Annotated in this window: 20 protein-coding genes; 7 read left to right on the top strand and 13 right to left on the bottom strand. The window is 72.7% G+C overall.

Going from position 1 to position 19031, the window contains the following annotated elements; genetic code table 11:
• The first annotated feature begins 1 nt into the window (after nucleotide 1).
• From ABR738_RS25295 to ABR738_RS25285, 3 genes are read left to right on the top strand one after another with little or no spacing between them, the layout of a single operon-like run.
• Nucleotides 2-514, top strand: coding sequence for a carboxymuconolactone decarboxylase family protein (locus ABR738_RS25295; RefSeq protein WP_350232242.1), 513 nt, complete (start codon nucleotides 2-4; stop codon nucleotides 512-514).
• Nucleotides 511-996, top strand: a complete 486-nt coding sequence (locus ABR738_RS25290) for a carboxymuconolactone decarboxylase family protein (RefSeq protein ID WP_350232241.1) — start codon at nucleotides 511-513, stop codon at nucleotides 994-996. The genes ABR738_RS25295 and ABR738_RS25290 overlap by 4 nt, the downstream gene beginning before the upstream one ends.
• The gene (locus tag ABR738_RS25285) at nucleotides 993-1712 is read left to right on the top strand and encodes an isocitrate lyase/PEP mutase family protein (RefSeq protein WP_350234727.1); all 720 of its coding nucleotides are present in this window, start codon (nucleotides 993-995) and stop codon (nucleotides 1710-1712) included. The genes ABR738_RS25290 and ABR738_RS25285 overlap by 4 nt, the downstream gene beginning before the upstream one ends.
• A 51-nt stretch (nucleotides 1713-1763) precedes the next feature.
• On the opposite strand, the gene ABR738_RS25280 is transcribed toward ABR738_RS25285, so the two are convergent.
• On the bottom strand, nucleotides 1764-2270 hold the full coding sequence (locus ABR738_RS25280; RefSeq protein ID WP_350232240.1) for a hypothetical protein: 507 nt from the start codon (nucleotides 2268-2270) through the stop codon (nucleotides 1764-1766).
• Nucleotides 2267-2512 carry a helix-turn-helix transcriptional regulator gene (locus tag ABR738_RS25275; protein WP_328310759.1) on the bottom strand — a complete coding sequence of 82 codons (246 nt, stop codon included), beginning with the start codon at nucleotides 2510-2512 and terminating at the stop codon, nucleotides 2267-2269. Before ABR738_RS25275 ends, ABR738_RS25280 begins: the two co-directional genes overlap by 4 nt.
• 64 nt (nucleotides 2513-2576) lie before the next feature.
• Between ABR738_RS25275 and ABR738_RS25270 the strand changes: the two genes are divergently transcribed.
• Complete coding sequence (locus tag ABR738_RS25270) at nucleotides 2577-2912, top strand: hypothetical protein (protein ID WP_350232239.1); 336 nt, start codon at nucleotides 2577-2579, stop codon at nucleotides 2910-2912.
• A gap of 72 nt (nucleotides 2913-2984) precedes the next feature.
• Here the strand turns inward: ABR738_RS25270 and ABR738_RS25265 are convergent, their stop codons facing one another.
• The 6 genes from ABR738_RS25265 to ABR738_RS25240 form a co-directional block, all read right to left on the bottom strand.
• Nucleotides 2985-3974: a malate dehydrogenase gene (locus ABR738_RS25265; protein WP_350232238.1), complete on the bottom strand. Its 990-nt coding sequence runs from the start codon at nucleotides 3972-3974 to the stop codon at nucleotides 2985-2987.
• 185 nt (nucleotides 3975-4159) lie between these two features.
• Complete coding sequence (locus ABR738_RS25260) at nucleotides 4160-5104, bottom strand: helix-turn-helix domain-containing protein (protein WP_350232237.1); 945 nt, start codon at nucleotides 5102-5104, stop codon at nucleotides 4160-4162.
• A 106-nt stretch (nucleotides 5105-5210) separates the two neighbouring features.
• A complete protein-coding gene (locus ABR738_RS25255) occupies nucleotides 5211-5876 on the bottom strand; it encodes a response regulator (RefSeq protein WP_350232236.1) in 666 nt (221 codons plus the stop codon).
• Nucleotides 5873-7039: a sensor histidine kinase gene (locus ABR738_RS25250; protein WP_350232235.1), complete on the bottom strand. Its 1167-nt coding sequence runs from the start codon at nucleotides 7037-7039 to the stop codon at nucleotides 5873-5875. Before ABR738_RS25250 ends, ABR738_RS25255 begins: the two co-directional genes overlap by 4 nt.
• Before the next feature lie 140 nt (nucleotides 7040-7179).
• The gene (locus tag ABR738_RS25245) at nucleotides 7180-7647 is read right to left on the bottom strand and encodes a DUF3017 domain-containing protein (protein ID WP_350232234.1); all 468 of its coding nucleotides are present in this window, start codon (nucleotides 7645-7647) and stop codon (nucleotides 7180-7182) included.
• An 18-nt stretch (nucleotides 7648-7665) separates the two neighbouring features.
• On the bottom strand, nucleotides 7666-8523 hold the full coding sequence (locus ABR738_RS25240; RefSeq protein ID WP_350232233.1) for a bifunctional methylenetetrahydrofolate dehydrogenase/methenyltetrahydrofolate cyclohydrolase: 858 nt from the start codon (nucleotides 8521-8523) through the stop codon (nucleotides 7666-7668).
• Between the two features lie 206 nt (nucleotides 8524-8729).
• On the opposite strand from ABR738_RS25240, the gene ABR738_RS25235 reads away from it, so the two are divergent.
• Nucleotides 8730-9335 carry a hypothetical protein gene (locus tag ABR738_RS25235; protein WP_350232232.1) on the top strand — a complete coding sequence of 202 codons (606 nt, stop codon included), beginning with the start codon at nucleotides 8730-8732 and terminating at the stop codon, nucleotides 9333-9335.
• Between the two features lie 133 nt (nucleotides 9336-9468).
• Here the strand turns inward: ABR738_RS25235 and purH are convergent, their stop codons facing one another.
• Both purH and purN read right to left on the bottom strand, forming a co-directional pair.
• A complete protein-coding gene (gene purH, locus ABR738_RS25230) occupies nucleotides 9469-11112 on the bottom strand; it encodes a bifunctional phosphoribosylaminoimidazolecarboxamide formyltransferase/IMP cyclohydrolase (RefSeq protein ID WP_350232231.1) in 1644 nt (547 codons plus the stop codon).
• Nucleotides 11030-11644, bottom strand: a complete 615-nt coding sequence (gene purN / locus ABR738_RS25225) for a phosphoribosylglycinamide formyltransferase (RefSeq protein ID WP_350234726.1) — start codon at nucleotides 11642-11644, stop codon at nucleotides 11030-11032. The genes purH and purN overlap by 83 nt, the downstream gene beginning before the upstream one ends.
• 440 nt (nucleotides 11645-12084) lie before the next feature.
• On the opposite strand from purN, the gene ABR738_RS25220 reads away from it, so the two are divergent.
• Complete coding sequence (locus ABR738_RS25220) at nucleotides 12085-13005, top strand: hypothetical protein (protein ID WP_350232230.1); 921 nt, start codon at nucleotides 12085-12087, stop codon at nucleotides 13003-13005.
• A 19-nt stretch (nucleotides 13006-13024) separates the two neighbouring features.
• Here the strand turns inward: ABR738_RS25220 and ABR738_RS25215 are convergent, their stop codons facing one another.
• Nucleotides 13025-14878, bottom strand: coding sequence for a cell division protein PerM (locus tag ABR738_RS25215; RefSeq protein WP_502964134.1), 1854 nt, complete (start codon nucleotides 14876-14878; stop codon nucleotides 13025-13027).
• Between the two features lie 155 nt (nucleotides 14879-15033).
• Between ABR738_RS25215 and ABR738_RS25210 the strand changes: the two genes are divergently transcribed.
• Nucleotides 15034-16821: a helix-turn-helix domain-containing protein gene (locus tag ABR738_RS25210; RefSeq protein WP_350232228.1), complete on the top strand. Its 1788-nt coding sequence runs from the start codon at nucleotides 15034-15036 to the stop codon at nucleotides 16819-16821.
• Between the two features lie 100 nt (nucleotides 16822-16921).
• On the opposite strand, the gene sucD is transcribed toward ABR738_RS25210, so the two are convergent.
• Nucleotides 16922-17806, bottom strand: a complete 885-nt coding sequence (gene sucD / locus ABR738_RS25205; protein ID WP_120721826.1) for a succinate--CoA ligase subunit alpha — start codon at nucleotides 17804-17806, stop codon at nucleotides 16922-16924.
• 22 nt (nucleotides 17807-17828) lie between these two features.
• A complete protein-coding gene (sucC, locus tag ABR738_RS25200; protein WP_350232227.1) occupies nucleotides 17829-19022 on the bottom strand; it encodes an ADP-forming succinate--CoA ligase subunit beta in 1194 nt (397 codons plus the stop codon).
• Nucleotides 19023-19031: the final 9 nt, after the last annotated feature.

Below are 19031 nucleotides of genomic sequence, written 5' to 3'. Positions count from 1 at the left end.
CATGACGACGACGGAGAACACGACGGACGAGACCATGGCCTACGTGCCCGAGCGAGCCCCGCGTCTGCGCTGGGCCAAGGCGGCGCCCGAGGTCTACCGGGCCATGATGAAGCTGAACGAGGCAGCCGAGCGAGGGCTCGACCCGGCCGTCGCCGAGCTGGTCAGGATCCGCGCCTCGCAGCTGAACCGCTGCGCCTTCTGCCTGGACATGCACACCAAGGACGCGCTGGCGGCGGGCGAGTCGGTGGAGCGGATCACCCAGCTCAGCGCGTGGGAGGAGTCCGCGCACTTCTACACGGCCAAGGAGCTGGCGGCCCTCGCGCTGACCGAGGCGATCACCGTCCTGACCGAGGGATTCGTGCCGGACGAGGTGTACGAAAGGGCCGCCGAGCACTTCGAGGAGGGCGAGCTGGCGCAGCTCGTCTCCACCATCGTCGTGATCAACGCCTGGAACCGCTTCGGTGTGACCACGCGTGCGACGGCGGGCCACTACAAGCCGGGGATGTACAAGTGAGCGTTGCGGTGCGGGAGTTCCGGGTGCCGGGCGCGGTCTACCATGATCTCGCGAAGCTCAGCGCCGTCGCCAAACGGGGTCTTGGCGACCCGGCGCTTGCCGAACTGGTGATGATCCGGGCGTCCCAGCTCAACCGCTGCGCCTTCTGCCTGGACATGCATCTGACGGCCGCCCGCAAGGCAGGCGAGGCGGAGGAACGGCTCGCCCTGATCGCCGCCTGGGAGGAGAGCGGCCGGCTGTTCTGCGCGCGGGAGCGGGCCGCGCTCGCGCTGACCGAGGCGGTCACCGTCCTGGCCCAGGGCGCCTCCCGGACGAAGCCCGGGCAAGGATCCGTCACCGACGCGGTGTACGACGCGGCCGCCGAGCACTTCACCGAGACCCAACTCGCCCACCTCATCGCGGTCATCACCGTCATCAACAGCTGGAACCGGCTGATGGTGACCCGCCGCACGACACCCGGAGACACGCAATGGCACAGCTGAACCCCGCCGCCGCGTTCCGCGCCCTGCACCAGGGCCGCGCCACGGGCGACCCGCTGATCCTGCCGGGCCCGTGGGACGCGGCCAGCGCCCGGGTCTTCGAAGAGGCCGGCTTCCCGGCCCTGGCTACGCCGAGCGCGGGGGTCTCGGCGTCCCTGGGGTACGAGGACGGCTCGACGCCGGCGCAGGAGATGTTCGCCGCCGTGACCCGGATCGTGCGGTCGGTGTCGGTCCCGGTGTCGGCGGACATCGAGGACGGGTACGGGCTCGCGCCCAAGGAGCTGGTGGACCGGCTCCTGGAGACGGGCGCGGTCGGCTGCAACCTGGAGGACTCCGCGGGCGGCGCCCTGAAGGACCCGGCGCGGCACGCGGACTGGCTGGCCGAGGTGCGGGCCGAGGCGGGCGATCGCATCTTCATCAACGCCCGCGTCGACACCTACATCCGGGGCCTGCCCGACCTGGACGCGACCATCGCGCGGGCCCGGGCGTACGTGGCGGCGGGCGCCGACGGCGTCTACCCGTTCGCCGCGCCGGCCGACCACCTGCCCAAGATCGCCGCGGCCGTGCCGGCGCCGGTCAACATGGCGGCCCTGCCCGACGGCCCGACCCCGCGCCGCCTGTCCGAACTGGGCGCGACCCGCATCACGTTCGGCCCCGGCCTCCAACACCGCGCAACCCAGGCCCTACGCGACATCGCCCACCAGGTACGCGCGTTGTAGGCGCCGGGCGCGGCGGTGCCGGGGGCGTCCGGGGCATCGGGCCTGTCGGGGTCAGTCGTCGGTCGGTTCGTTCTGGGTGCGCAGGAGAGCTGTCCACCTCGGGGTCAGGGCGTGGGTGACCAGGAGGGCGGTCAGGGCGGGCAGGGACGGGGGTGCCAGGTCGCCGCCCGTGTGGCCGTACACGGCGGCGGCCACGGCGGTGGCCACCAGCAGGACGGTGGTGACGCGGTGGGCGCGGGCCAGGACCTCGCTGCGTTCGGCGCGCTGGCGCTCGTCCAGGGCCCGGCGGCGCAGTTCGAGCAGGCCCCGGGTGGCGGTGTTGATGGCCCCCATGGCCACGCACCACGGCACCAGCAGGACGAGCATCACCCACAGCGCGGTCACGGAAGGGACCAGGACCGCGGCGAGCCCCGCCGCCACGTACGCGGCGGTCAGCGCGAGGTGGGCGCCGAACAGCACCCTTCTGCGGGCCGCCGTCGCGTACAGACCCTCGTACTCGCGGCGGTTCATGGTCTTGTACATCCACCGGTCATAACGCGTCAGCCGCACGTCGCTCACTGGTTCCTCCCGTAGGCCTCGTCGGTGAGCGGGCGGAACGGTGTCAGGGAGAACAGCGCCTCCACCGGGAGCCCGAAGTGCTCCGCGATCTTCAACGCCAGGTCGAGGCTCGGGTTGTACTGCCCCCGCTCGATGTAGCCGATGGTCTGGTAGTGGACCCCGACCGCCTCGGCCAGGCTCTGGCGCGACACCTTGCGCTCGGCCCGCACCATCGCCAGCCTGTTGTGCACCTGCTCGCTCATGTATAAGAAGTACTACATTGGTGAGTGGAACCACAACAAGCAACGCGACAGCGGGGAGTTCGTCATGTCCGACCTTCGGGGCCTGTTCGGCCGCAAACAGCTCACGGTCCTGTGGCTGCGCGACGCGGACGACATCGCGTCCGAACTGCGCGACGCGCTCGCGGACGCCGGGGAGGCCGAACGGCCGGGCCTCCAGGCGGCACTGGCGATCGCCGAGAAGGCGGCGGCCGAGCCGGACCGGGAGCGCCGGGGCCGCTGGGTGCGCGAGCAGCGGGCGTCGGTCGGCTACACGGGCCCCGACAACGAGTCGGTCCACGCGGTCAAGGCGCTGCGCGACGCCCGGCCCGAGCTCAGCCTGCTCGCCGCCGTCCAGCTGACCCGGGACGCGGCGCGCGGCTAGGAAACGGGCGAAGCCCCGGCAGTGGCTGCCGGGGCTTCGTCGGGCGGTACGCCAAGGGGCGTACCGCGGGGCTCAGATGAGGCCGAGCTCGCGGACCGCGTCGCGCTCCTCGGTGAGCTCCTTGACGGAGGCGTCGATGCGCTTGCGGGAGAACTCGTTGATGTCCAGGCCCTGGACGATCGAGTACTTGCCGTCCTTGACGGTGACCGGGAAGGAGGAGATCAGGCCCTCCGGGACGCCGTAGGAGCCGTCCGAGGGGATGCCCATGGAGGTCCAGTCGCCATCGGCGGTGCCGTTGACCCAGGTGTGCACGTGGTCGATGGCGGCGTTGGCGGCCGAGGCGGCCGAGGACGCGCCACGGGCCTCGATGATCGCGGCGCCGCGCTTGGCGACGGTCGGGATGAACTCGTCGGCCAGCCACTGCTCGTCGTTCACGACCTCGGCGGCGTTCTTGCCGGCGATCTCCGCGTGGAAGATGTCCGGGTACTGGGTGGCCGAGTGGTTGCCCCAGATGGTCAGACGCTTGATGTCGGAGACCGTCGTGCCGGTCTTCTTCGCCAGCTGCGAGATCGCCCGGTTGTGGTCGAGGCGGGTCATCGCGGTGAAGCGCTCGGCCGGTACGTCCGGGGCCGAGGCCTGCGCGATGAGCGCGTTGGTGTTGGCCGGGTTGCCGACGACGAGGACCTTGATGTCGTCCGCGGCGTTGTCGTTGATGGCCTTGCCCTGCGGCTTGAAGATGCCGCCGTTGGCGGAGAGCAGGTCGCCGCGCTCCATGCCCTTGGTGCGCGGGCGGGCACCGACGAGCAGGGCCACGTTGGCGCCGTCGAAGGCGACGTTGGCGTCGTCGGTGATCTCGATGCCGCGCAGCAGCGGGAAGGCGCAGTCGTCGAGCTCCATGGCGGTGCCCTCGGCGGCCTTCAGGGCCGGGGTGATCTCCAGGAGGCGCAGGTTGACCGGCACGTCCGGGCCGAGCAGGTGACCGGAGGCGATGCGGAAGAGCAGCGCGTAGCCGATCTGGCCGGCCGCGCCGGTGACGGTGACATTCACGGGAGTGCGGGTCATGGCGATCTCCGTAAGAAACAGCAGGTGGTGGGGGGTTGCCCCTGGCTTCCGGGCACCCCGTAAACGCCGGCAACCTGACGTGCGACCGTCTGAATCTTGACGTGAAGAGATGTCCAGCGGTCAGGCTATCCGACCCTGGGAGTTCTACACCCCCGCCGCCCTGTGGGACGGCTCACGCTGATCGATCATCGGCCGGTTGTGTCCGTTCCGGTGGCGCAGCCGCTCCTTTTGTCCGTCAGCGTGGCGCAGGCCCGCGCGGCGGCGGGACCCTGGACGGCGAGCATCCTGGTGTACGTGTCGCGGCCCGCCCCCTGCACCACCGCGTCCCGGGCCAGGGCGCCCGCGCTGATCCGCACCCGGTCGCCCGGGACGACCCGCCTCAGCCGCGCCCAGGCCGCCTCGCACGTCCGGCTGTAGCGCACCTCGACGACCGCGACGCCGACCCTGGCGCTGCCCACCGTACGGACCGACGTGTCGGCGCAGCGCGTCGTTTCGGGATCCTGGCCGGTGCACGAGGCGGCCAGGCACGACACGCCGGGAGGGAGCGCGGCCGCCGGGGCGGCGGTGTGGCTGGGCGGCGCGGCGGTGCGGCTGGACGACTGCGCGGCGGCCGGAGGCCTGGCGGTGGCCGGCTTGTCGTCGGCGGGCCCGCCGCGGCCGGTGAGGAGCACGGCCGCCGTGATGACGAGCAGCGCGCCCACCACCCCGGCCAGGAACATGACGATCCGGCTCCGGCCGCCCGGCCCGGCGGGCGGGGCCTGAAAAACGGCGCGGGGCGCGGCGGGCCGTCGCGGCTCGGCCGTCGCGGTTCTCGACCGGTCGGCCCGCACGGCGTCCATGACGCGGTCGTGGCGCTGCTCGGAGCGGGCCCAGGCCCGCTCGGCCGGCTCCCACAGGGTGGTCAGGTGGACCGGGTTCGCGCCGGTCACCTCGGCGAGCGCGACGACGGCCGCCCTGGGGGCGAAGAGCCGGCCGCCCAGATACCGCTCCCAGGACGTCCTGCTGTACCCGGTGCGCTCGGCGACCGCCGCGACACTGAGCCCGCTGCGGTCCACGAGCCGGCGCAGCTGATCCGCGAACTCCCGCACCTGCGGGTCGAGTTGGTCCGGCAGCGCCTTCCAGCGAGGCATCGCTTCCCCCAAGTTCTCGCTTGCCAGGGCGCGGGCGGCACGCGCGGATCCAGGATGGCAGCTCCACAGGTGGCGCGCACCGGCTCGCACAAAGGGCGGCCGGCGCTCAGGGGCGGGCGCCGCCCGGGGTGACAAGGCCGGTCTCGTACGCCAGCACCACCGCCTGGGCCCGGCTGGCCAGATCCAGTTTGCTCATGGCGCGGTTCAGATGGGTCTTGACCGTGGCCTCGCTGATGTAGAGGCGGCCGGCGATCTCCTGGTTCGCCAGGCCGCACGCGATCAGGCGCAGCACCTGGGTCTCGCGGGCGGTGAGGACGTCGAGTTCGGGCGTCGGGCCGGGTTCGGGCCGCCGCGCGAACGCCTCGACCAGGCGGCGGGTGACACTCGGCGCGAAGAGCCCGTCGCCCCCGCCGACGGCGGCCACCGCGGCCAGCAGCCGCTCCGGCCCCGAGTCCTTGAGCAGGAATCCGCTGGCCCCGGCGCGCAGCGCGCCATAGACGTACTCGTCGAGGTCGAACGTGGTGAGGACGAGGATGCGCGGCGCCGGATCGGCGGCCCCGGCCAGGATGCGTTCGGTGGCCTCGATGCCGGTCATGCCGGGCATCCGGATGTCCATGAGGATCACGTCCGGGCGGGTCGCGGCGGCCTGGCGCACCGCTTCGGCGCCGTCGCCCGCCTCCCCGGCCACCTCCACGCCGGGGGCCGCTCTCAGCAGCCCCGTCAGGCCCGCCCGGATGAGGAACTGGTCGTCGACGACGAGCACCCTGATCATCCCGATGCGTCTTCCTCCCCGGGTGGCGCTCCTGCGGAGGTCGGCAGGGTCAGGGTCACCGCGAACCCGCCTTCGCTCCGCGGGCCGGCGCTGACCGACCCGCCGTAGAGCTTGGCCCGCTCCCGCATGCCGAGCAAGCCGTGGCCACCGCCGGTAGGCACTCCGTCCTGATGCGGCCCCCCGCGTCCGCCGCCCTTGTCCCCATTGACGACGGATACCATCAACTGGTTCCGGGCGTACCGGAGTTGGACTTCGGTCTCGGCTCCTCGCGCGTGCTTGAGCACGTTCGTGAGCGCTTCCTGCACCACCCGGTAGGCGCACAGTTCGACGCCGGGCGGCAGCGGCCGCGGGGTGCCGAGGGTGCGCAGGGTCACGGGGACGCCGGCGGCCCCGATCCGCTCCGCCAGCTCCGGGATCCGGCCGAGGCCCGGCATGGGGGCCCCGGGCGCCTCGTCGTCGGCGTCACGCAGCACCTCGAGCATCCGGCGCAGCTCCTCAAGAGCTTCGGCGCTGGTGCCGCAGATGGTGGAAAGGGCGGCGCGCGCGGTGGGCGGATCGGAGGCGAAGACGAACCCGGCGAGCCCGGCCTGCACGGAGATGACGGACATGTGGTGGGCCACCACGTCGTGCAACTCCCGCGCGATACGCCCGCGTTCGGCCGCCACCGCGCGGCGCGCGCGGTCGGCCTGCTCCTGCCGCAGGCGCCGGGCGAGTTCGGCGGTGCGGCGGGCCAGCGCTCCGAAGTGGAGCAGTACCAGGGCGAAGACGAGGGCCTGGGCGACCACGGAGACCATGGCGCTGCGAGGACTCGCCACTCCGGCGTACATCCAGGCCCCCGCCATGAGGGCCGCGCAGGCCGCCGCCGCGGGCAGGGCGCGCAGGGAGGCCACCGTGTACAGCGAGAGCATCGGGCCGAAGCTCGTGACCACGGGCCAGTACCCGCAGGCCACGTACCCGACGAAGACCAGGTGCGACCAGAGCAGCACCGCGACCGGCGCCCTGACGCGGAAGGCGAGCGGCAGTCCGGCCAGCGCGGCCAGGGCGTACCCCCGGGCGTCCAGCGCGTTCCAGCCCTGCCGCGCCGACTCCTGCCCGAGCGCCACCGAGGCACAGGTCAGCGCCACGGCCAGGAGCGCGTCGGCGAACTGGGGGCGGATCCGCATCGTCGCAGCGTAACGATGGTACGGAGCGCGTACGTCAACTCCGCGCGGTACAGCGTGAGTTGCGGCAGCGGCCCGGCGGGGAGACGGGGCGGCCCGCGCCCACCGGGGTGGGCGCGGGCCGTCCGTGTCCGCCGGTACCGCTAACGCACGGTGAAGTGGACCGCGTCCTCAAGGAAGGGGACGTTCAGCCACGGGCGGGGCTGGGCCATCAGGGCGAGCAGCACGATGGCGACGCCGAGCACTCCGTACGTGGAGATGTCGGTGAAGCGGGACCTGACGGCGAGCATGCCCACCGACGGCAGTGTCCAGCGCAGCGCGGCGCCCACCATCAGGGCGGCGCCGACGATGACGAGCCCGATCCGGAACGCCGCCCCGAACGGGTCGATCGCGACCATGAGCAGCCCGAGGCCGACGGCGAGCAGCACGCACAGCAGCGGCCACTGCCGGGCGGGCGCCGGCGCGTCGCCCGCCGCGGCCCGGCCGCCGCCCTCGGGGCGCGCGGTGTCCCGCGTCAGCGAGGGGGGCCGCCGCGAACCGGCCTTGGCGGACGCTGCGTTCTCCGCGTTCCGCGGGTCCCCGGACGCCTCGTGACTCCTACCAGCACCCATGGGTCAGGCCCTTTCCTGTCAGCCCGCGGCGGCGAGCTCGGCCGCCTCGACGACGTTGACGAGCAGTTGGGCGCGGGTCATCGGGCCCACACCGCCCGGGTTGGGCGAGAGCCAGCCCGCGACCTCGGCGACGCCGGGGTGCACATCGCCGACGATCTTGCCGCTCTCGTCACGGCTGACGCCGACGTCGAGCACCGCCGCGCCGGGCTTCACGTCCTCGGGCTTGATCAGATGAGGGACGCCGACGGCCGCGACGATGATGTCGGCCTGGCGCAGGTGCTTGGACAGGTCGCGGGTGCCGGTGTGGCACTGGGTGACCGTCGCGTTCTCCGAGCGCCGGGTGAGCAGCAGCGGCATGGAGCGCCCGATGGTGACGCCGCGTCCCACGACGACGACCTCGGCCCCGTTGATCTCCACGCCGTGCTTGCGGAGCAACTGGATGATGCCGTACGGGGTGCAGGGCAGCGGGCCCGGCTCGTTGAGGACGAGGCGGCCCAGGCTCACCGGGTGCAGGCCGTCGGCGTCCTTGGCCGGGTCCATCAGCTCCAGGATTCGGTTCTCGTCGATGCCCTTGGGCAGCGGCAGCTGGACGATGTAGCCGGTGCACTCGGGGTTGTCGTTGAGCTCCCGCACCACCGCCTCGATCTCCTCCTGCGTCGCGGTCGCGGGCAGTTCGCGCTGGATGGACGCGATGCCGACCTGGGCGCAGTCGCGGTGCTTGCCCGCGACGTACTTCTGGCTGCCGGGGTCGTCCCCGACGAGCACGGTCCCCAGGCCGGGGGTGACGCCTCGCTCCTTCAGGGCCGCCACGCGGACGGCCAGTTCGGACTTGATCGCTGCGGCGGTGGCCTTGCCATCGAGAATCTGGGCGGTCATGTTTCCCATTCTTTCAGGGCGACACGTGATCGCCCAAGTTGCACTTGCACAACACATCCAGCATTCGGCTGGACAAACTTATGTCTTATTTAGAACGATGATCCGCGCAGTGCCGCGGGCAGTGCCGGGGGGCGATCCGCTCAGAACAGCTCTGCTCTCCGCTCGGGCCGCGTCGTCCCCGCACAACCAACGGAGGAAAGCCCGTCATGAGCTTCGGCGACCCGAACAACCCCTATGGGCAGCAGCCCCAGCAGGGTGCCAACCCCTATGGCCAGCAGCCGGGCCAGCCGGGCTACGGCTACCCGCAGGGCCAGCAGGCCCCCCAGGGGGTGCCGCAGCAGGGCTACGGGTACCCGCAACAGCCCTACGGCGGCGCACCCATGGGCCCGCAGACGATGCCCGGAACCGTCTCCGCCGCCCGCGTGATGCTGTGGGTCATCGTCGGCCTCCAGGCCATCGGCGCTGTCATCATGGTGATCGGGGCGATCGGCATGAGCGCCGCGAAGAACCAGGCCGCGGCGCGGGACGATGTCCAGTTCCAGCAGCTCGCCGACTACCCGATCGGCGTGCTCTACGTCATGGCGGTCTTCGCGGTCGCCTGGCTGATCTTCGCCATCGTGCTCGCCGCGAAGTTCGGCACGGGCGGCAACGGACTGCGCGTCACCCTGATGGTTTTCGCCATCGTGACTGCGGTGCTCGGCGTCTATCCGTTCGTCGTCGTCGGGCTCATCCACACGGTGCTGGCCATCCTGATCGCCGTGTTCGTCGGCAAGCAGAGCGGCGCCCAGTGGTTCAAGCGTCCGCAGTACTGAGCCGGTGAGCTCCGGGCCGCCGGGCTCCCCACGCCGAACAGGAGGGCCGCACCCCGCACGGGGTGCGGCCTTCGGCGTACCGGCCGGAGCTACCGGAGTACCGGAGCTACCGGAGCTACCGGAGCTACCAGAGCTAATGGAAGAAGTGCCGCGTGCCGGTGAAGTACATCGTCACGCCCGCCTTCTTCGCCGCCTCGACCACCAGCTCGTCACGGACCGAACCGCCGGGCTGGACCACGGCCTTGACCCCGGCGGCCGCCAGGATCTCGAAGCCGTCGGGGAAGGGGAAGAACGCGTCGGACGCGGCGTAGGAGCCCCGCGCCCGCTCCTCGCCCGCCCGCTCCACCGCGAGCTTCGCGGAGTCGACCCGGTTGACCTGGCCCATGCCGACGCCGACGGACGCGCCGTCCTTGGCGAGCAGGATCGCGTTGGACTTGACGGCCCGGCAGGCGATCCAGGCGAAGGCGAGCTCCTTCAGCTCGGCCTCGCTCAGCGCCTCGCCGGCGGCCAGCGTCCAGTTGGCGGGGTCGTCGCCCTCGGCCTGGAAGACGTCGGTCTGCTGGAGCACCGCGCCGCCCGAGACCGCCTTGAGGTCGCCGGGCTGGTGCGGGGCGCCGTCCACCTCGAGCACCCGGATGTTCTTCTTGCGGGCCAGCACCTCGAGCGCGCCGTCCTCGTAGCCCGGGGCCGCGATGACCTCGGTGAAGATCTCCGCCACCTGCTCGGCCATCGCCACCGTGACCGGCCGGTTGACGGCGATGACGCCGCCGTACGCGGACAGCGGGTCGCACGCGTGGGCCTTGCGGTGGGCGGCGGCGAGGTCGGCGTCCACCGCGATGCCGCACGGGTTGGCGTGCTTGATGATGGCGACGCAGGGCTCGTCGTGGTCGTAGGCGGCGCGGCGCGCGGCCTCGGTGTCCACGTAGTTGTTGAAGGACATCTCCTTGCCGTGCAGTTGCTCGGCGTTGGCGATGCCGCCCGGCTGACCGTCGGTGTAGAGCGCGGCGGCCTGGTGCGGGTTCTCGCCGTAGCGCAGCGTGGACTTGCGCTCCCAGGTGCCGCCCAGGAACTCGGGCAGCGCGGCCCCGCCCTCCTCGGGCGCGTACACATTGGTCATCCAGGAGGCGACGGCCACGTCGTAGGCGGCCGTGTGCTGGAAGGCCTCGGCGGCCAGGCGCTTGCGGGCGGTCAGGTCGAAGCCGCCGTTCTTGACGGCGTCGAGCACGGCCGCGTACCACGCCGGGCTGGTGACCACGGCGACCGAGGGGTGGTTCTTGGCGGCGGCGCGGACCATCGAGGGGCCGCCGATGTCGATCTGCTCCACGCACTCGTCGGGGCTCGCGCCGGAGGCGACGGTCTCCTTGAACGGGTAGAGGTTGACGACGACCAGCTCGAAGGGGCGCACGCCGAGTTCGTCGAGCTGCGCGCGGTGGGCGTCGAGGCGCAGGTCGGCGAGGATGCCCGCGTGCACCTTGGGGTGCAGGGTCTTGACCCGCCCGTCCAGGCACTCGGGGAATCCGGTGAGCTCTTCGACCTTGGTGACGGGCACCCCGGCGGCGGCGATCTTCGCGGCGGTCGACCCGGTGGACACCAGCTCGACACCGGCCGCGTGGAGCCCTTGCGCCAGCTCCTCCAGGCCCGTCTTGTCATAGACGCTGACCAGCGCCCGCCGGATGGGCTTGACGGTGTCCGTGTTAGCGGAGTTGACCGAGTTCACCGATCTGAACCTTTCGTCCCTCAATGCGGTAGCCGTTACGGGCCAGACGCCCCACGACATCGACGAGCAGCGCTCGCTCGACTTCCTTGATCCGCTCGTGCAGAGCGGCCTCATCGTCCTCGTCCCGGATCTCGACCACACCCTGGGCGATGATCGGGCCGGTGTCGACGCCGTCGTCGACGAAGTGGACGGTGCACCCGGTGACCCTCGCGCCGTACGCGAGCGCGTCGCGTACGCCGTGGGCTCCGGGAAAACTGGGCAGCAGCGCGGGGTGGGTGTTGACCACCCGGCCGCCGAAGCGGGCGAGGAATTCCTTGCCCACGATCTTCATGAACCCGGCCGATACGACCAGGTCCGGCGCGTACGCCTCGGTGGCGGCGGTCAGCGCCGCGTCCCACTGCGCGCGCGAGCCGTGGTCCTTGACCCGGCAGACGAACGTCTCGATCCCGGCCCGTTCGGCGCGCTCGAGGCCGGCGATGGCGTCCCGGTCGGCGCCCACGGCCACGATCTCGGCCCCGTACCCCTGCGGATCGGCGGCGATGGCGTCGAGCAGGGCCTGAAGATTCGTACCGGATCCCGAGACCAGCACCACGACCCGGGCGGGACGGGTGCGGGCGGGCGGGACACCGGGGGGAGAGGCGGACGCGGAGGGGGGCGGGGAGGCCACGGCGGGGCTCTTTCTCGCGGTCGTACGTCGTTGTGTGGTCGTACGAACGAATCGTGCCCCTCGATACGGGGAACTCTACGAAAGCGCCGACCGTCAGCAACGATACCGGCACACCGGACGGCCCCCACGGGACGGGGGCCGGACCGCCAGGTAGCGTCTGGGAGGACGCCGCGAGGCGAGACACGTCTCACGTGAGGGAGACGTGATCGAGACCGGAATCGAGACCGGGCTCCGCCACGGGGCCGACTTGCTTGACGTCCTTGACGCGACTGTTTCACTTACAGGCTTACTTGCTTCACTTACTTGCGAGATGCGACCCCTGGCCCGAACCGGCCGGCCGGGTCCGAGGGGAAGACGTTCACCAGATGCCGGACCGACGCCACCAGCTGTTCGCAGCCCGCCAGTCCTCTTCTGCCGGTTCCTCAGGTTCCCCCGGCTCACCCGGCGCCCCCGGTTCTTCCGGCTCCTCCGGCTCTTCCGGCTCCTCCAAGGCGAGGGACCCGGAGGGCTCGGGGGGCGAGGACACGGGGAGCGGCACCGGCGCGGGCCCCGTCAACGGCACCGACGACAATCCCTTCGCGCCGCCGCCCGAGGGCCGGCCCGACCAGCCGTGGCGCCCGCGCCGGCCGGCGGGCCAAGACGGCGGCCCGCACGGCCAGGGCGGTCCCGGACACGGTTCGCCCTGGGGCAGCCAGTGGAGCAACCAGCAGCCCGGCCGCGCGCCCGGCGGGTTCGGGCAGCGCCCCCAGCGGCCCCAGGGCGGCCAGAACCAGAACCCGCAGCCCTCATCCGGCCTGCGCTGGGACCCCACGGACCCGGCCCAGCGCCGCGCCCGCTACGCGCTGCTCTCCGGAATGTGGGCCTTCTTCTTCGCCCTGTTCGACATGCCGGAGATCGCGCTGCTGCTCGGGGCGCTCGGCCTGTACTGGGCGATCAGCTCCCTGCGGGCCAAGCCCAAGCCTCAGGAGGCGTCCGCCGCGAACGCCGTCGGCGGTGCGCCCCGCGCCGCCGCTCCCCCCATGCCGTACGCCGCACCGCAGAGCACCCAGACCGGACCGCCACCCGCGCCCCGGCCCGCGCAAGGCAGGCCGCAGGTGACGGCGGCGGTGACGGGCCTGGTCACGGCGGTCCTTGCGCTGATGGTGGTGGCCTCCAGTTTCACGATGCAGATCGTGTACCGCGACTACTACAGCTGCGTGGACGACGCCCTGACCAAGACGGGGCAGCTGTCGTGCAACGACCACCTGCCGAAGAAGCTGGTCCCGCTGTTCGGCGTGAAGGAGTAGCGCGCGGGCTCGTCGCTCGTCACTCGCCGCCGTCCCGGGGGCGGGTCCCGGCCGGGTCCTTGGGGTCCTGCGAGTCCTCCGGGTCCACCCGGTCCTCCAGGGTTCTCGCGGGAGGCGTTTCCTTCGGCTGGGCCGCTCCGGGCTCGGAGGGCCGTACGGGTTCATGACCGCGTACGGGTTCATGACCTCGTACGGGTTCCGGCGCGGGCGGCCGTACGGGTTCCGGCGCGGGCTTCCCGGGTTCGGGCGCCGGGGCTTGTTCCACGGCGGGCGCCGCTTCCGGTGCGGGCATGGACGCGGGCGGTGCGGGCATGGACGCGGGCGCGGGCGGCGGGGCGTCCGTCGGCGGAATGTCCGCCATCAGACCGCCCGACGCCTCCTTGAGCGCCGCCCAGCGGGCCTCGCGCGCGCCGTCCTCGTGCCACAGGCCACCGCCGCCCACCGGCAGGAAGTCGTACGGTTCGTAGTCGTCGCCTCCTTCGTCCACGGGAGCCGGGGCCGACCCCGGCAGGCTCTTGGGGGTCGCTCCGCGCCGAGGCCACCACGCGAGCATGCCCGTGATCCGGGATCGCGCGGACGCCCGGGGCGCCTTCGGCGCCGCCGCCGCACCCCGGGCCCGCAACGCCCGCAGGGCCACCGCCCCCGGCACCCCCACCACCAGCGTCCACAACAGCGCCGCTCCCCCGGTGCGCCACCAGACCGGGCCGAGCGACGCCAGGGCCTCGCTGCCCAGCGGGCCGCCCGCGAGGGCCGCGAGCGCGGCCAGCGCGCAGCCGCACAGGACCGCGCCGAGCAGCGCGGCCCGCGCGGTCTCGCGCCGCCCCCACCCCTCGGCCACGGCGGCCCGCGCGGTGAACCTGGCCAGGACCGCCCCGGCCACGAGCGGCACCCCGGCCGATACCCAGTTCCACCACGCCCCGTGCACGCCGCCGGGCACCGCCGCGAGCAGCGGGAAGTGCGGCAGGGCGGGTGCGCCCGTCACCCCGAGCGGGCTCGCCACCGCGCCCGCGCCGATGGCGAAACCGGGCCCGAGCCCGTACGCGGCGCCCCACACGGCGGCGTTCGGCACCAGCGCGAGGGCGAGCAGCAGGATCGCGAACCGGCCCGACCAGTCCTCCGCGAGCCGCAGGAAGGCGTCCTCGGCCCCGCCGATGTGCCAGGTGAGCGCGGCGGCCGCGAGCAGCGCGCCGCCCCCGAGCAGCGTCGCGACGGCAGCCCCCGCGGCCCGCGCCGCCACACTCGTACGAACACCCAAGAGGGCGGCGCGCACGCGGGCCGGGACGCGGGCTGGCAGCGGCCCGAGCGGGCGGCCGTGGGCGGTCCAGATCCCGGCGGCGGTCGCCAGCGCCACCGTGAGGGGCAGGTGCAGCGCGGCGCTGAGCGGTGCGGCGGGGAGCGGGCCCGCCGACGCGTACAGCGCGGTGGCGCTCGCGATCGCGAGGTAGCCGCAGGTCACGCCGCCGAACACGGCCCATCCCGAGGGCAGCGGCGCCTCCTCGGTCTCGTAGACGTCCTCCTGACCCGGCATCAGCGCGTCGCGTGCGGCGCGGTGGGCGAGCCAGACGGGCAGCGCCGTCACCAGGAGCGGGACGAGGCCGACCGGGGCCGGCGAGCCGGTCAGCGTCTCGGGTCTGACCAGTCGCGTTCCATGGGCGAGCAGCCAGAGCGAGGCGGCCGTGCGCAGGGCGCCGCCGGGCCCGCTGTCGGGGTAGGGGGAGCTGATCCACAGCACCATCACGAGCACGGCGAGGGCGCCGAGGCCGAGCCCCGCCGCGATCGCGCCGCGCAGCAGACAGGTGACGAGCACGGAGGAGCGCGCCTGGGCGGAAGGCAACGGCAGGCTGCGGTCGGTCACTTGGGTCACGCGGGCCATGCTGCCAACGACACGCGCTTTCTACGCGTAATAGGCGAATGCCCGATGTGTCGCCCAATATACGGTTATGTACTTTTCATCCGGGGTCCGTCGAGCCGCCTCTCCCCGGGTGCACGAGCCGACACGGCCTTCGCGGGGAGTCCTGGGAGCCCTTGATGACACAGAGCACCGCCGGTACCGGTGAATCCGATGCCATGTCCCCCCTGCCCACCCCCAAGGAACGGCGCCGTCTGCGTGAGGCGAAGGCGCTGAGCGAGGCGCAGGTCGCGTCGGCCGTCGGCGTCACACGGGCGACCGTCCGCTCCTGGGAGACCGGCCGCACCGCGCCACGCGGACGCAGGCGCGCGATCTACGCCCGGCTGCTGGCCACGTTCGAAGCGGAGACGGCGCCTCCGCCCGCGTCGAAGGACGCGACCGTCTCCAGAAACGATTCGCCCCGTCACAAGCGCCCCGGCGCCCACCGCTCCCGACCCGCCGATCCGGGCGCCGGCCACCGAGACCACCCGGGACACCCGGAACACCCGGACCAGCCGGACCAGCCAGGTCACCCGGGCGGCACCGACGGCACGGACGCCGATCGCGACGAAGCCGACGGAGCCGTCGGCCGGCGCGGCGACGCATCGGCCGGGCCCGACCAGGGCGACACCGTCCAGGACGGCGACGAGGGTGACACCGCCCAGGACGGCGGCCCGGGGGGTGCGCCGGGCGCCGGGGAGCGCCATGCCGTCGCGGGGCGCGGACAGGGGGCGAGCGCCGGCAAACCGCCGGCCAGGCCGCACGCGGTGAACACCCGGCCCAAGCCCGCCGCCGACGGGTCCGCCGGCAAGTCGTCCAGGCCAGGGGGCAGGACCACCGCCAAGCCCTCCCCCGCGCCCCAGCCGGCCCCCGCCGGCGCCGTGACCGTGCCGGAACCCGCCAAGGAGGCGTCGCAGTCCGCCGCCGCGCTGACCGGCGCGGGAGCGCTGTCCACCGGAAGCGTCCGCACCCTTCCCGAGCGGCCGCCGGACGCGGAACACGATCCCGGCCCCGCCGTGTCGGACGAAGCCGAACCCGGCGCCACGCCCGAGGCGCGCCCGGCGCCCGCCGCCCCGCGTCCCGAGCCGTCGCCCATCACCGGACTCACTCCCGCCGAGGCGTTCGACGCGCTGTACGCCGCCACCGCGCCCGCGCTCGCCCAGCAGACCTATCTGCTCACCGGCCGCATCCGGCTCGCGCGCGAGTCCGTGCAGCGCGCCTTCCATCTGGCCTGGGAGAACTGGCCCGAGGTCGCCACCGACCGGGACCCGGCGGGGTGGGTGCGGACGGCGGCGTACGAGTACGCGATGTCCCCCTGGCACCGCTTCCGGCGCACCCACAAACACCCCGACCGGCCCCCCGTGGAGCCCGAACGCCGCGCCCTGCTCGACGCGCTGCTCGCGCTGCCGCCCGCCTACCGGCACACCGTGCTGCTCTACGACGGGCTCGGACTCGACCTGCCGGAGACGGCGGCCGAGATCCAGGCCAGCACACCGGCCACCGCGAACCGGGTGCTGAACGCGCGCGCCGCCATCGTCGAGCGGGTGCCCGCCGTGCACCACGCCAAGACCCCGGGGGCCTTGTCGGCGGTGCTGCGCGACCGCATCACCGATCTCGCGCTCGCCGGGCCCCCCGCCCTGACCGTGCTGCCTGCGGCCCGGGGCGTACGCGTCGGGGGCGAGCGGCGCCGCCGGTTCTGGACCCGGGCCGCGATCGCGTTCACCGCGATGATCGTGGGCGCGACGGCGTTCACCGTGGTGACCGTGCCGCACTACCACGTGCGGCCGGTCCCCTTCGGCCAGCGGGTCGGCGGCGTGCCCGTCTACGCCGGTCCCCCGCGACTGAGCAGCGAGGACGTCGAACTGCGGGACAAGCTGCGCGCGGAACCCGCCCGTGGCCCCTACCGCCTGGTCCTCGACATCCGCTGACGCGGCGCCGGTACGCATGAGGGCCCGCACCCCTGGAAACCACCAGTGGGGTGCGGGCCCTTCACGCGTACGTCCGGAGCCGGGCTCCGTCAGGCGCGGTTCAGCTGCCGAGGATGGCGCGCGCGAGCTTGGCGGTCTCGGTCGGCGTCTTGCCGACCTTGACGCCGGCGGCCTCCAGGGCCTCCTTCTTCGCCTGGGCGGTGCCGGAGGAGCCGGAGACGATGGCGCCGGCGTGGCCCATGGTCTTGCCCTCGGGCGCGGTGAAGCCCGCGACGTAGCCGACGACCGGCTTGGTGACGTTGGCCTTGATGTAGTCGGCCGCACGCTCCTCGGCGTCGCCGCCGATCTCGCCGATCATCACGATCAGGTCGGTCTCGGGGTCGGCCTCGAACGCGGCGAGCGCGTCGATGTGCGTGGTGCCGATGACCGGGTCGCCACCGATGCCGACGGCGGACGAGAAGCCGATGTCGCGCAGCTCGTACATCATCTGGTACGTCAGCGTGCCGGACTTCGACACCAAGCCGATACGGCCCGGCTTGGTGATGTCGCCCGGGATGATGCCGGCGTTGGACTGGCCCGGCGTGATCAGACCGGGGCAGTTGGGGCCGATGATGCGGGTCTTGTTGCCCTTGGAGTTCGCGTACGCCCAGAAGGCTGCCGAGTCGTGCACGGCGATGCCCTCGGTGATGACGACGGCGAGACCGATCTCGGCGTCGATCGCCTCGACGACGGCGGCCTTGGCGTGGGCCGGCGGCACGAAGAGGACGGAGACGTCGGCGCCCGTCTTCTCCATCGCTTCCTTGACGGAGCCGAAGACCGGGACGTCCGTGCCGTCGAAGTCGACGGAGGTGCCGGCCTTGCGCGGGTTCACGCCACCGACGATGTTGGTGCCGTCGGCCAGCATGAGCTTGGTGTGCTTCATGCCCGTGGCGCCGGTCATGCCCTGGACGATGACCTTGCTGTCCTTGGTGAGGAAGATAGCCATGGTGGTGTCTTAACCTCTTCCCTTACTTCGCAGCCGCGAGCTCGGCGGCCTTGTCGGCCGCGCCGTCCATGGTGTCCACGCGCTGCACCAGCGGGTGGTTGGCGTCGCTGAGGATCTTGCGACCCAGCTCCGCGTTGTTGCCGTCGAGACGGACGACGAGCGGCTTGGTGACCTCTTCGCCCTTGTCGGCGAGGAGGGCCAGCGCCTGGATGATGCCGTTGGCGACCTCGTCGCAGGCGGTGATGCCGCCGAAGACGTTGACGAACACGGACTTGACGTCCGCGTCGCCGAGGATGATCTCCAGGCCGTTCGCCATCACCTGGGCGGAGGCGCCGCCGCCGATGTCGAGGAAGTTGGCCGGCTTCACGCCGCCGCCATTCGCCGATGTGTACGCCTCACCGGCGTACGCGACGACGTCCAGGGTGCTCATGACGAGACCCGCGCCGTTGCCGATGATGCCGACCTCGCCGTCGAGCTTCACGTAGTTGAGGTTCTTGGCCTTGGCGGCCGCCTCGAGGGGGTTGGCCGCGGCCTTGTCCTCAAGCGCCTCGTGGCCGGGCTGACGGAACTCGGCGTTCTCGTCGAGCGACACCTTGCCGTCGAGGGCGAGGATGCGGCCGTCCTTGGTCTTCACCAGCGGGTTGACCTCGACGAGGAGCGCGTCCTCGGCGACGAAGGTCTTCCACAGGGTCACCATGGCCTCGGCGACGCCCTCGGCCACGTCGGCCGGGAACTTCGCCAGGGCCACGATCTCGCGGGCCTTCTCGATGTCGACGCCCTCGACGGCGTTGACCGGGACCTTCGCCAGGGCCTCGGGGGTCTTCTCCGCGACCTCCTCGATGTCCATGCCGCCCTGCACCGACGCCATGGCGAGGAAGGTGCGGTTGGTGCGGTCGAGGAGGTACGAGACGTAGTACTCCGCCTCGATCTCGGGCGACAGCTCGGCGATCATCACCTTGTGGACCGTGTGGCCCTTGATGTCCATGCCGAGGATGTCCGTGGCGCGGGCGACTGCCTCGTCCGCGTCGGCGGCCAGCTTCACGCCGCCGGCCTTGCCGCGGCCACCGACCTTCACCTGCGCCTTGACGACCGACTTGCCGCCGAGACGCTCAGTGGCCTCGCGCGCCGCCTCAGGCGTGTCGATCACTTCACCGGCCAGCACCGGTACACCGTGCTTGGCGAAGAGGTCCCTCGCCTGGTACTCGAACAGGTCCACGCGCGTCCG

This window comes from Streptomyces sp. Edi4, from assembly GCF_040253615.1.
Lineage (GTDB): Bacteria > Actinomycetota > Actinomycetes > Streptomycetales > Streptomycetaceae > Streptomyces.
The sequence above is the reverse complement of the archived record's forward strand: the minus strand, read 5'-3'. Positions and strand labels throughout refer to the sequence as shown.